This is a genomic window from Enterobacter cloacae complex sp. P18RS, from assembly GCF_014982105.1.
Lineage (GTDB): Bacteria > Pseudomonadota > Gammaproteobacteria > Enterobacterales > Enterobacteriaceae > Enterobacter > Enterobacter hormaechei_C.
The window spans coordinates 95,351-107,931 of the sequence record NZ_JADCKV010000003.1; the positions used below are offsets into that span (position 1 = coordinate 95,351).

The following is a 12,581-nucleotide window of genomic DNA, read 5'->3' on the forward strand; positions in this document are numbered from 1 at the left end:
TTCGCTCGACCCGGCCTGCGGTTTTCCAGGCCCGCTAAGCAGAGCGCCAGCGGGCTTTTTTATTAGCGTACTGCCTGCGCAATCCACGCCGATAACTCCCGCAACTCTTGTTCCTGTTCCGGAAAATCAACACGTAACGCGTCACACTCCTGTTGCAGCATATCTGCCCGATAGAGACAGCCCTGCAAACGTGCAGCCAGCGCTTCTAACGGTGCCGGATTAAGACTATCCGTAAATACCTGAGTACGAGAGATATGGCCTTTCTCGACGTCAAAGTGCAGCTCAACGCCGCCCCAGGTAAATCGCTCATCCAGCAGGTGTGAAAACGCCGGTGCCTGACCGAAATTCCACTCCCAGCTGCTCTGGCGGGCGAAGGTTTCCGCGAAGTTTGGCAGATCCGGGGTTTTATCCGGAGAAATCACCTCGGCTTCTACGCGTTCACCGTAATGCCTGAAAAAGGCCTCGCGGATCGCATCGCAAATGCGTTCATGGGTAATCCCCGGCAGGAGCTCCACCAGATTCGCCACGCGACCGCGCACGGAGGTAATTCCCTTAGCCTGGAGCTTTTTCTTGTCCGGATTCAGATAGTTTGCCAGACGGCTCAGATCGGCATTCAGCAATAATGTGCCGTGGTGGAATCCGCGATCCATCGTTTCGCGGTAGGCTGAGCCTGACACTTTCCGGTCGCCTTCAGGCGTTTTCACGACCAGATCGTTACGTCCCGAGGCTTCAGCCGTCACGCCGAGTGAATTGAGCGCGTTAAGCACAATGGAGGTCGAGATGGTTTTGTCGTATTCCGGCTTGCCCGCCATAAAGGTAAAGCAGGTGTTGCCCAGATCGTGAAACACCGCACCGCCGCCGCTGCTGCGGCGCGCCAGGCGGACGTTGTCCTCTTCCATACGGCGGGTGTTACACTCTTTCCACGGATTTTGCGCGCGACCAATAACGACCGTATCGGCGTTGCGCCAGAGAAACAGGACGCGCTGGGTGGCAGGCATCTGGCGGAAGATGCACTCTTCCACCGCCAGGTTAAACCAGGGATCGTAAGAGTCAGAGATTAGCAGGCGTAACGTCGACATGGCAGATTTCCTTTTCCGAATCATCCGCCTACTTTATCATTATTCTTTCTTCTCGCTCTCTTCCTCTTCGGGAACCGACTTGCTGGCGGTTAACAGGAACGGCGACTGCTGCCAGCGGGTGCGTTTGCCCTGGAGCAGCGTGCGCGCCAGTACCACGCCAATCGCCAGCGAGAGCAGCAGCATCAGGCGCAAAATATTGGTGGTGTTATCCACCTGTTTGGCTTCGGTTGGCAGGGTGTGGGTGTCGAGTGTCAGACGTAAATAGCCGAGCGGACCATTCTTGCCCTGAATGGGTTCGACGATTTGTTGGTTGAAATAACCCCCGGCTTTTTTGCCATCCAGCGCCAGCCTGTCGCGCACGTCGACATGCTCACCCGCGCGGGCAATCAGGTCGCCCTGTTCATCGTACACGCCCGCATCCAGAATGCGGCTGTTTTCCGTAAGCTGGCGCAATACCTGGGCTATTCGCTTATCATCCGGCGTTTCGGTGCGCATAGACGGCGCAACGTTGAGCGTCACCTGGCGCGCCAGCGTCCGGGCCAGTTCCTCAAACTGCGGGTTACGCTGTCGTTGGTGATTCTGGCTAAACCAGGATGCCCCCTGCATCAGCGCCACTAATAGTGCGAGACAGATCAGGACAATCACGGCGCGATGAAGCCGGAATTTCAGTTTTGCGCGAGCCATATTCCACCTGCTTAAAATTTACGGCTTAATGTTGCCAGAAGTGATGGTTACAGGGTAGCCTCATGCGTTATTTTCCCTCTGGAACCTTCCGGCGCGAACGAAATTACAGGAGCTTCAATGCCGAACATTACCTGGTGCGACCTGCCAACGGATGTCTCTTTATGGCCAGGATTGCCGCTCTCTTTAAGTGGCGATGAGGTGATGCCTCTCGATTACCACGCTGGCCGTAGCGGCTGGCTGCTGTACGGACGCGGCCTGGATAAGCAACGCCTCACCCAGTATCAAACCAAACTGGGCGCAGCGATGGTCATCGTTGCGGCCTGGTGCGTGGAAGATTATCAGGTTATTCGCCTGGCGGGTTCCCTGACGCAGCGCGCCACGCGTCTGGCGCACGACGCCGGGCTGGACGTTGCCCCCCTCGGCAAAATTCCGCACCTGAAAACGCCCGGCCTGCTGGTAATGGACATGGACTCCACCGCCATTCAGATCGAATGTATTGACGAGATTGCTAAACTGGCGGGCAGCGGCGAGCTGGTGGCGGAAGTCACCGAGCGCGCGATGCGCGGCGAGCTGGATTTCACCGCCAGCCTGAGACAGCGCGTGGCGACCCTGAAGGGGGCCGATGCTAACATTTTGCGTCAGGTGCGCGATGAACTGCCCCTGATGCCTGGGCTGACGCAGCTGGTGCTCAAGCTGGAGACGCTCGGCTGGAAAGTGGCGATTGCCTCCGGCGGGTTCACCTTCTTTGCCGACTACCTGCGTGACAAGCTGCGTCTGACCACCGTGGTGGCAAACGAGCTGGAGATCATGGACGGCAAACTCACCGGACAGGTCATCGGCGACATCGTGGATGCGCAGTACAAAGCCAATACGCTGACGCGTCTGGCGGAGAAATATGCCATTCCGGTCGAGCAGACCGTCGCCATCGGCGATGGCGCGAACGATCTGCCGATGATCAAAGTTGCCGGGCTGGGTATTGCCTACCATGCCAAGCCGAAAGTGAATGAAAAGACGGAAGTCACTATCCGTCATGCTGATCTGATGGGGGTGTTCTGCATTCTCTCCGGCAGCATTAATCAAAAATAGCGGCCTGCTTTTGTAGGCCGGGTAAGCGTCAGCGCCACCCGGCGCGCAGACCGCACAGAAATAACGAGGTAAACCGTGGCGAAAGCTCCAAAACGCGCATTTGTCTGTAATGAATGTGGTGCGGATTATCCGCGCTGGCAGGGGCAATGCAGCGCCTGTCATGCCTGGAACACCATCACCGAAGTGCGTGGTGTGGCGGCTTCGCCGAGCGTGGCCCGCAATGAACGGCTGAGCGGCTATGCGGGCAATGCAGGCGTGTCGAAGGTACAAAAACTTTCGGATATCAGCCTGGAAGCGCTGCCGCGCTTTTCCACCGGATTCAAAGAATTTGACCGCGTGCTCGGCGGTGGCGTAGTGCCGGGCAGCGCCATTCTGATCGGCGGTAACCCGGGCGCGGGTAAATCGACCCTGCTGCTGCAAACGCTCTGCAAGCTAGCCGAACAGATGAAAACCCTGTACGTCACGGGGGAAGAATCACTTCAGCAGGTGGCGATGCGCGCGCACCGCCTCGGCCTGCCGACCGGCAATCTGAATATGCTTTCGGAAACCAGCATCGAGCAGATCTGCATGATCGCCGAAGAAGAGCAGCCGAAGCTGATGGTGATTGACTCCATTCAGGTGATGCATATGGCTGACATTCAGTCGTCACCGGGAAGCGTGGCGCAGGTGCGTGAAACCGCGGCCTACCTGACGCGCTTTGCCAAAACGCGCGGCGTGGCGATTGTGATGGTTGGTCATGTGACCAAAGACGGCTCGCTGGCGGGACCGAAAGTGCTTGAACACTGTATCGACTGCTCGGTGATGCTCGATGGCGATGCAGATTCCCGTTTTCGTACCCTGCGCAGCCATAAAAACCGCTTTGGCGCGGTGAATGAGCTGGGCGTGTTTGCCATGACCGAGCAGGGGCTTCGCGAAGTCAGCAACCCGTCGGCTATCTTCCTGAGCCGTGGCGACGAGATCACGTCCGGTAGTTCGGTGATGGTGCTGTGGGAGGGGACGCGTCCGCTGCTGGTTGAAATTCAGGCGCTGGTGGATCAATCGATGATGGGCAACCCGCGGCGCGTGGCGGTCGGTCTGGAACAGAACCGCCTGGCGATCCTGCTGGCGGTGCTGCACCGTCACGGCGGTCTGCAAATGGCGGATCAGGATGTGTTCGTCAACGTGGTTGGTGGGGTGAAGGTTACGGAAACCAGCGCAGACCTGGCGCTGCTGCTGGCAATGGTCTCCAGCCTGCGCGACAGACCGTTGCCGCAGGATCTGGTGGTATTTGGTGAGGTAGGGTTGGCCGGCGAGATCCGCCCGGTGCCGAGCGGTCAGGAGCGTATCTCCGAAGCGGCAAAACATGGCTTCCGCCGCGCGATTGTTCCGGCCGCCAACGTGCCGAAAAAAATTCCGGAAGGGATGCAGGTTTTTGGCGTTAAAAAACTTGCAGATGCGTTAAATGTCTTTGACGACTTATAATTACGTATTCGATTTTGCAGGAGGCACCGTAATTTATGTCATCATTTGACTACATCAAGACCGCTATCCGCCAGAAGGGCTGCACGTTGCAGCAGGTGGCGGACGCCAGCGGCATGACCAAGGGCTACCTGAGCCAACTGCTGAACGCCAAAATCAAAAGCCCCAGCGCGCAGAAGCTGGAAGCGCTGCACCGTTTTCTGGGGCTTGAATTTCCGCGGATGCAAAAGAACATTGGCGTGGTGTTCGGTAAGTTCTACCCGCTGCATACCGGGCATATCTATCTGATCCAGCGCGCCTGTAGCCAGGTCGACGAACTGCATATCATCATGGGTTATGATGAAACCCGCGATCGCCAGCTGTTTGAAGACAGCGCCATGTCGCAGCAACCCACCGTGCCGGACCGCCTGCGCTGGCTGCTTCAGACCTTTAAATATCAGAAAAATATTCGTATTCATGCCTTTAACGAAGAGGGCATGGAGCCGTATCCGCACGGCTGGGACGTGTGGAGCAACGGCATCAAAGCGTTTATGGAAGAGAAGGGCATTGCGCCTAACTGGATCTACACCTCTGAAGAGTCCGACGCGCCGCAGTTCCGCGAGCATCTGGGCATCGAGACGGTGCTGATCGATCCTAAACGCACCTTCATGAACATCAGCGGGGCGCAGATCCGCGAGAACCCGTTCCGTTACTGGGACTACATCCCGACCGAGGTGAAGCCGTTCTTCGTGCGTACGGTGGCGATCCTCGGCGGCGAGTCGAGCGGGAAATCGACGCTGGTAAATAAGCTGGCGAACATCTTCAATACCACCAGTGCGTGGGAGTATGGTCGCGATTACGTCTTCTCACACCTTGGCGGCGACGAGATGGCGTTGCAGTATTCCGACTACGATAAAATCGCGCTCGGTCATGCCCAGTACATTGATTTTGCGGTGAAATACGCCAATAAAGTCGCCTTTATTGATACCGATTTCGTCACCACGCAGGCGTTCTGCAAAAAGTACGAAGGGCGCGAGCACCCGTTTGTGCAGGCGCTGATTGACGAATACCGCTTTGACCTGGTGATCCTGCTGGAAAACAACACCCCGTGGGTGGCCGACGGCATGCGCAGCCTGGGCAGCTCGGTGGACAGGCGGGAGTTCCAGACCATGCTGGTAGAGATGCTTAACGAGAACAACGTTGAGTTTGTACATGTGGAAGAGTCGGACTACGACTCCCGCTTCCTGCGCTGCGTCGAGCTGGTGAAGGAGATGATGGGGGAGCAGGGTTAATAACTTCCCCTCTCCCACCAGGAGAGGGGGCTTTAATCGCCCTCTCCCTTTGGGAGAGGGCCGGGGTGAGGGAATCAGTTCACTCAATACTCAACCACCACCTTCCCACGCATATGCCCCTCCAGCACCCTGCGGTGCGCTTCGGTAATGCTTTCCACGCTTAGCCCGTGCAGCGTTTCGCTGAGCGAGCTTTCCACCACGCCGTTATCCACCAGCTTCGCCACCTCATCTAAAATCTCACCCTGACGCGCCATATCCGTGGTCTGGTACATGCTACGGGTGTACATAAATTCCCAGTGCAGGGCGGCAGATTTGGACTTCAGCTTGTCTTGGTTCAGCGGATGCGCGTTTTCAACGATGGAACAAATGTCTCCCTGAGGGGCAATCAGATCGCTGACCGCATCCCAGTGCCCGTCGGTATCGTTGAGGATAAAAATGTAATCCACAAAAGTGAGCCCCTGTTTCGCCAGTTCACCCTTCAGGTCGTGGTAATTTACGACAATGTCAGCCCCGCGATCGCGACACCACCGGGCGGAATCTTCTCGTGAAGCGGTTGCGACGATCTTCACCTTGCTGTTGTGCTTCGCAAACGGGATCGCCAGCGATCCGACTCCACCCGCGCCGCCAATTATCAGCAGCGTTTTATCTGCGTCGGCATCCTGAATCTTCAGCCGTTCAAACAGGCCTTCCCACGCGGTAAGCGCCGTCAGCGGCAGTGCTGCCGAGGCGGCCCAGTCAAGGCTTGCAGGCTTGTGCCCGACAATGCGCGCATCGATCAGCTGATGCGTGGTATTGCTGCCCGGGCGGGTGATGTCCCCCGCGTACCACACTTCGTCACCCGGTTTGAATCCGGTGACGCCAGCCCCAACGGCTTTTACGATACCGCTGGCATCCCACCCGAGAATGCGCGGCTCCTTCAGTCCGCTTTTGGCAATGCCTGCATGTACCTTGGTGTCCACCGGGTTTACGGAGACGGCTTTTACCTCCACCAGCAGATCGTGTTCACCGGGCTGCGGCATCGGCGGAGTGATTTCAACGAAGGTGGAGGGATTTTCCGGGTTAACGGCAATGGCTTTCACTGACATGGTGTGCTCCTCAATGGCATGCGTTTTGTTGAGGCTAGTCTATTAAGTGGTCAGCTGCATGATAAGATGGACAATCAAGAACTCAGCGTTCGTACAGGGTGAACAATCATGTTTAAACAGCTTCAGGATATGGCGCTTTTTGCGCTGGTGGCCGAGATGGGCAGCTTTACCGCGGCGGCGCAGAAGGCGGAACTGCCGAAATCCAGCGTCAGCCAGCGGATTAGCCAGCTGGAGCAACAGGTGGGGATCCGTCTGTTGAATCGCACCACGCGCAGAATAAGCCTGACGTTTGCAGGCGAGCACTATCTGGTGCACTGTCGCGAGATGCTGGCGGCCAGCGAGCGCGCGGAGTATGCCATTCAGCGGCTGCGCGAAAACCCCAGCGGGCGGCTGCGGATCACCTGTCCGGCGGGAATTGGCGCGACGCTGCTGGCGCATATGAATGCCGAGTTCCAGCTTCGCTATCCGGACGTGTCGCTGGATGTGTCGATCTCAGACGACGTGGTGGATCTGGTCGAGTCTGGCTTTGACGTGGCGCTGCGCACCGGCAAACCGCAGGATTCTTCCCTGATTGGCCGCATGATTGGGCACTGTCCGCGCTACATGCTGGCCTCGCCCCACTACCTGGCGCGTCGGGCGCCGTTAATCCATCCCCGACAGCTGGTGGAGCACCGCTGCATTACGCACCGGGCATGGTCGGAGTGGCTTCTGCGAAGCGAGAGTGAGGATTACCGCTACCTGCCGGATAACGCCCATATGACCGATAACCTGGTGTACGCCCGGGAATGCGCCATTGCCGGGGCGGGGATCACGCTGTTACCCGCATTCCTGCTGGAAGATAAGATCGAAAAGGGCGCGCTGGTGAAGGTGCTGCCGGCGTGGAGCGTTGAGGGAAACGATCTCTGGCTGGCCTACCCGAGCCGTAAGCTCAATTCGCCTGCGCTGATGAGCTATATCGACTTTGCGATGCAGTTTGATGAGGTGAAGCGGTATTACGTGGGCAAATAAAAAAGCCGGGTGGCGGCTTCGCCTTACCCGGCCTACACACTGTGCGGCCTGATGCCCTCACCCTGGCCCTCTCCCACGGGGAGAGGGTACAAACATAAAAAACGGCAACCGAAGTTGCCGTTTTGCTTTTATTTCGCAATACGCTTGTACTTAATACGCTTCGGCTCCAGCGCGTCTGCGCCCAGCGTGCGTTTCTTGTACTCTTCGTATTCGGTGAAGTTACCTTCGAAGAACTCCACCTTACCTTCGTCCTGGTAGTCCAGGATGTGGGTTGCGATGCGGTCCAGGAACCAGCGGTCGTGCGAGATAACCATCGCGCAGCCCGGGAACTCCAGCAGGGCGTTTTCCAGCGCGCGCAGGGTTTCGATGTCCAGATCGTTGGTAGGTTCATCAAGCAGCAGAACGTTGCCGCCAACCTGGAGCAGTTTCGCCAGGTGCAGACGACCGCGCTCACCGCCGGACAGCTCGCCCACGCGTTTGCCCTGGTCAGTGCCCTTAAAGTTAAAGCGGCCAACGTAAGCGCGGCTTGGCATCTCGGTGTTGCCGATACGCATGATATCCAGACCGCCGGAAACCTCTTCCCACACGGTTTTGCTGTTATCCATTGCGTCGCGGAACTGGTCCACGGAAGCCAGCTTCACGGTTTCACCCAGGGTGATAGAGCCGCTGTCAGGCTGTTCCTGACCGGACATCATGCGGAACAGGGTCGATTTACCTGCGCCGTTCGGACCGATGATGCCAACGATAGCGCCTTTCGGCACGGAGAAGGTCAGGTCGTCGATCAGCAGACGGTCGCCGTAGGACTTACGCAGGTTGGTCACTTCAACCACTTTATCCCCCAGACGTGCGCCAGGTGGAATAAACAGTTCGTTGGTTTCGTTACGTTTCTGGTATTCAGTGTTGTTCAGCTCTTCGAAGCGTGCCAGACGTGCTTTGCCCTTGGACTGACGGCCTTTCGCGCCCTGACGCACCCACTCCAGCTCTTTCTCGATAGACTTACGACGCGCCGCTTCCTGAGATGCTTCCTGCGCCAGACGCTGATCTTTCTGCTCCAGCCAGGAGGAGTAGTTGCCTTCCCACGGAATACCTTCGCCGCGGTCCAGCTCCAGGATCCAGCCCGCAACGTTGTCGAGGAAGTAACGGTCGTGGGTAATCGCCACCACGGTGCCTTCGAAGTCGTGCAGGAAGCGCTCCAGCCACGCCACGGATTCCGCATCCAGGTGGTTGGTAGGTTCGTCGAGCAGCAGCATGTCTGGTTTTTCCAGCAGCAGGCGGCACAGCGCCACGCGGCGGCGTTCACCACCGGACAGGTTAGCGATTTTCGCATCCCAGTCTGGCAGACGCAGGGCATCAGCCGCGCGCTCCAGCTGCACGTTCAGGTTGTGACCGTCGTGCGCCTGGATAATCTCTTCATATTTGCCCTGCTGAGCGGCCAGTTTGTCGAAGTCCGCATCCGGCTCGGCGTATTTGGCATACACTTCATCCAGACCTTTCAGGGCGTTAACCACCTCGGATACCGCTTCTTCAACGGATTCACGCACGGTGTGTTCCGGGTTCAGCTGGGGTTCCTGCGGCAGGTAGCCGATCTTAATGCCAGGCTGCGGACGGGCTTCACCTTCGATGTCTGTATCGATGCCGGCCATGATGCGCAGCAGGGTGGACTTACCGGCACCGTTGAGACCCAGAACACCGATTTTTGCGCCCGGGAAGAAGCTCAGCGAGATATTTTTAAGAATATGACGTTTCGGCGGGACAACTTTGCCGACACGATGCATGGTATAAACGAATTGAGCCACGTTGGACTTCGCCTCTTTTATCGTGATGAGAATGAATTTCAGCCTCGAAGTGTAGCCTTTTTCACGCCCTAATCCCAGCCAGGAACGTCGGGAGTGTTAAAACGCGCAAGAAAGGTAAAAAAGTGTCCATGACGTGGCGCGTTGTGGGATGCCTGGTTAGCATAAGTTGATGTAACTTTGACGTGGCAAGACGCTGCAACTGACGAAAAACAATGAGGAAGAGCTTGTGGAAAAAGCCAAACGGGTGGTCTGGCGTCTGCTGGCTGCCAGCGTATGCGTAATGGCGGTAAGCCAGGCGGTGCATGCCGATTCACTGGATGAACAACGTAACCGCTATGCCCAGATTAAACAGGCATGGGACAACAAGCAGATGGATACCGTGCAGGCGCTGATGCCGACGCTGAAGGATTATCCGCTGTATCCGTATCTTGAGTATCGTCAGATCACGGACGATCTCATGAATCAACCGACCGTCACCGTGAATAACTTCATTCAGGCGAACCCGACCCTGCCGCCTGCGCGCACCCTGAAGTCCCGGTTTGTGAACGAGCTGGCCCGTCGCGAAGACTGGCGCGGCCTGCTGGCCTTCAGCCCGGATAAACCGGGCGCGACGGAAGCGCAGTGTAATTACTATTATGCGAAATGGGCGACCGGTCAGCAGGAGGAAGCCTGGACCGGCGCGAAAGAGCTGTGGCTGACGGGCAAAAGCCAGCCAAACGCCTGTGACCCGCTGTTCAGCGCCTGGCGCGCCTCGGGCAAGCAGGATCCGCTCTCTTACCTGGAACGTATTCGCCTGGCGATGAAGGCCGGAAACACCCGGCTGGTCACCGTGCTGGCGGGCCAGATGCCCGCAGATTATCAGACCATTGCGTCTGCCGTTATCAGTCTTGCAAACGATCCCAATACCGTGCTGACGTTTGCGCGTACTACCGGCGCGACCGATTTTACCCGCCAGATGGCGGCGGTGGCCTTTGCCAGCGTGGCGCGTGATGATGTGGAAAACGCCCGGCTGATGATCCCGCAGCTGGTGCAGGCCCAGCAGCTTAATGACGATCAAACTCAGGAGCTGCGCGATATCGTGGCATGGCGACTGATGGGGACAGATGTCACCGACGAACAGGCGCGCTGGCGTGATGATGCGGTGATGCGTTCAAACTCTGTCTCGCTGGTGGAGCGTCGCGTGCGCATGGCGCTGGGAACGGGCGATCGTCGTGGCCTCAATACCTGGCTGGCGCGTCTGCCGATGGATGCCAAAGAGAAAGATGAATGGCGTTACTGGCAGGCGGACATGCTGCTCGAACGTGGTCGTGAAGATGAAGCCAAAGAGATCCTCCACTCCCTGATGCAGCAGCGCGGATTCTACCCGATGGCGGCGGCGCAGCGTCTGGGCGAGGAGTACACCCTGAAGATCGACAAAGCGCCAGCCAACGCGAACCCGGCGCTGACGCAGGGGCCGGAAATGGCGCGCGTGCGCGAGCTGATGTACTGGAATCTGGATAATACCGCGCGCAGCGAATGGGCGAATCTGGTCACCAGCCGTACCACCGATGAGAAAGCGCAGCTTGCCCGCTATGCATTTGATAATCGCTGGTGGGATCTGAGCGTGCAGGCGACGATCGCCGGCAAACTGTGGGATCATCTCGAAGAGCGTTTCCCGCTGGCTTATAAGGATCTGTTCGATCGCTACACCAGCGGCAAAGATATTCCGCAAAGCTACGCGATGGCCATTGCCCGTCAGGAGAGCGCCTGGAACCCGAAAGTGCGTTCTCCGGTAGGTGCCAGCGGCCTGATGCAGATTATGCCGGGTACCGCGACGCACACGGTGAAGATGTTTAATATTCCAGGCTACAGCAGCCCGTCCCAGCTGCTGGATCCGGAGACTAACATCAACATCGGTACCAGCTACTTGCAGTACGTCTATCAGCAGTTCGGTAATAACCGTATCTTCGCGTCAGCGGCGTACAACGCCGGGCCTGGCCGCGTGCGGACATGGCTTGGCAACAGCGCAGGGCGCATCGACGCCGTGGCGTTTGTCGAGAGCATTCCGTTCTCGGAAACGCGCGGCTATGTGAAGAATGTGCTGGCTTATGACGCCTACTATCGCTACTTCATGGGGCAGAAAGATACCCTGATGAGCGATGCCGAGTGGCAGAGACGTTACTGATCGGCGCGGGTTGTGTTATGCTGTACTCGCTAATGAGTACAAGAGGCAGCATAACATGACCCAGCATTCCCCGTATTCCTCGGCCATGGCCGAACAGCGTCATCAGGAGTGGCTTCGTTTTGTGGAGTTGCTCCGCCAGTCTTACGACAAAGATCTGCATTTACCGTTGCTACAGCTGATGCTGACGCCCGATGAACGCGAAGCGCTGGGCACGCGGGTACGCATTATTGAGGAACTGCTGCGCGGCGAAATGAGCCAGCGCGAGCTGAAAAACGAGCTGGGCGCGGGTATCGCGACCATCACCCGGGGTTCAAACAGCCTGAAGTCGGCGCCGGTTGAACTGCGTCAGTGGCTGGAAGCCGTATTGCTGAAAAACGCCGGATGACGGCTTCGCCTTATCCGGCCTGCAAACTTAACGATAAATCGCGTTATGAAACGGACTTAACGCCAGAATAACGGCCTGGTGGTAAACGCCTGAACGCGTAAGCTTGCCACCCGTAAAGACGCCAATCGCCCCCTCTTTACGACCAATTTCATCAATGCCGGTGTAGTGCGACATTACCGGCCCCAGCGCCTCACCCGCGCGGACTTTCTCCTGTATGACTTCCGGCAGCGGCAGCGTGGCAGAACGCGCTTCGCCGCGCTGCTCACGGCTTTCGATGACAACCCAGCTGAAGGTCGCCCCTTCGTCGATGCCTGCTTCAATCGCGACCCAGAAGTCAGCGTCTGGCGCGGCGGCTTTTGCATTCGCCACGCGATTTCGTGCGCCAGCGCGTGTTTCCTCGCTGCCAAACGGCTGTTCCGGCACACCGCTCTCGACGCCGACGGCGTCAATATGGCAGGATCCTTCGCCGAAGATCTCTTCAAATGCCCTTAGAATTGCCTGAATTTTGGCAGGATTGGTGGTAGCAGAGACAACATGGTGCATAATTAAGCTCGATTTAAAAAAT

The 12,581-nt window shown here is 57.7% G+C and carries 11 protein-coding genes; 6 read left to right on the forward strand and 5 right to left on the reverse strand.

Annotation, left to right across the window (positions count from 1 at the left end):
- Positions 1 to 62: 62 nt before the first annotated feature.
- Complete coding sequence (gene lplA, locus INF61_RS01995; RefSeq protein ID WP_015572614.1) at positions 63 to 1,079, reverse strand: lipoate--protein ligase LplA; 1,017 nt, start codon at positions 1,077 to 1,079, stop codon at positions 63 to 65.
- A gap of 39 nt (positions 1,080 to 1,118) precedes the next feature.
- Positions 1,119 to 1,763, reverse strand: coding sequence for a YtjB family periplasmic protein (locus INF61_RS02000; RefSeq protein WP_015572615.1), 645 nt, complete (start codon positions 1,761 to 1,763; stop codon positions 1,119 to 1,121).
- 117 nt (positions 1,764 to 1,880) lie between these two features.
- Here INF61_RS02000 and serB point away from each other — a divergent pair, with 117 nt between their 5' ends.
- The 3 genes from serB to nadR all read left to right on the forward strand — a co-directional run bounded on the left by serB (position 1,881) and on the right by nadR (position 5,578).
- Positions 1,881 to 2,849 (forward strand): phosphoserine phosphatase, encoded by a 969-nt coding sequence (gene serB, locus INF61_RS02005; RefSeq protein ID WP_003856524.1) that lies wholly within the window; start codon positions 1,881 to 1,883, stop codon positions 2,847 to 2,849.
- Positions 2,850 to 2,924: 75 nt separating this feature from the next.
- Positions 2,925 to 4,310: a DNA repair protein RadA gene (radA, locus tag INF61_RS02010; protein ID WP_017383829.1), complete on the forward strand. Its 1,386-nt coding sequence runs from the start codon at positions 2,925 to 2,927 to the stop codon at positions 4,308 to 4,310.
- A 35-nt stretch (positions 4,311 to 4,345) separates the two neighbouring features.
- Entirely contained in the window at positions 4,346 to 5,578 is a 1,233-nt protein-coding gene (gene nadR, locus INF61_RS02015; RefSeq protein WP_015572616.1) for a multifunctional transcriptional regulator/nicotinamide-nucleotide adenylyltransferase/ribosylnicotinamide kinase NadR, read from the forward strand.
- 83 nt (positions 5,579 to 5,661) lie between these two features.
- Here nadR and INF61_RS02020 read toward each other — a convergent pair whose 3' ends face one another.
- A complete protein-coding gene (locus tag INF61_RS02020) occupies positions 5,662 to 6,663 on the reverse strand; it encodes a zinc-binding alcohol dehydrogenase family protein (RefSeq protein WP_015572617.1) in 1,002 nt (333 codons plus the stop codon).
- Positions 6,664 to 6,771: 108 nt separating this feature from the next.
- Here INF61_RS02020 and INF61_RS02025 point away from each other — a divergent pair, with 108 nt between their 5' ends.
- Positions 6,772 to 7,671: a LysR family transcriptional regulator gene (locus INF61_RS02025; protein WP_015572618.1), complete on the forward strand. Its 900-nt coding sequence runs from the start codon at positions 6,772 to 6,774 to the stop codon at positions 7,669 to 7,671.
- 128 nt (positions 7,672 to 7,799) lie between these two features.
- Here the strand turns inward: INF61_RS02025 and ettA are convergent, their stop codons facing one another.
- Positions 7,800 to 9,467 (reverse strand): energy-dependent translational throttle protein EttA, encoded by a 1,668-nt coding sequence (gene ettA, locus INF61_RS02030; RefSeq protein WP_006810191.1) that lies wholly within the window; start codon positions 9,465 to 9,467, stop codon positions 7,800 to 7,802.
- A gap of 226 nt (positions 9,468 to 9,693) precedes the next feature.
- On the opposite strand from ettA, the gene sltY reads away from it, so the two are divergent.
- Both sltY and trpR read left to right on the forward strand, forming a co-directional pair.
- Complete coding sequence (gene sltY / locus INF61_RS02035) at positions 9,694 to 11,631, forward strand: murein transglycosylase (protein WP_017694548.1); 1,938 nt, start codon at positions 9,694 to 9,696, stop codon at positions 11,629 to 11,631.
- A 55-nt stretch (positions 11,632 to 11,686) separates the two neighbouring features.
- Complete coding sequence (gene trpR / locus INF61_RS02040) at positions 11,687 to 12,016, forward strand: trp operon repressor (RefSeq protein ID WP_003856511.1); 330 nt, start codon at positions 11,687 to 11,689, stop codon at positions 12,014 to 12,016.
- A gap of 27 nt (positions 12,017 to 12,043) precedes the next feature.
- Here the strand turns inward: trpR and yjjX are convergent, their stop codons facing one another.
- Entirely contained in the window at positions 12,044 to 12,559 is a 516-nt protein-coding gene (gene yjjX, locus INF61_RS02045) for an inosine/xanthosine triphosphatase (RefSeq protein WP_193547485.1), read from the reverse strand.
- Between the last annotated feature and the right edge of the window lie 22 nt (positions 12,560 to 12,581).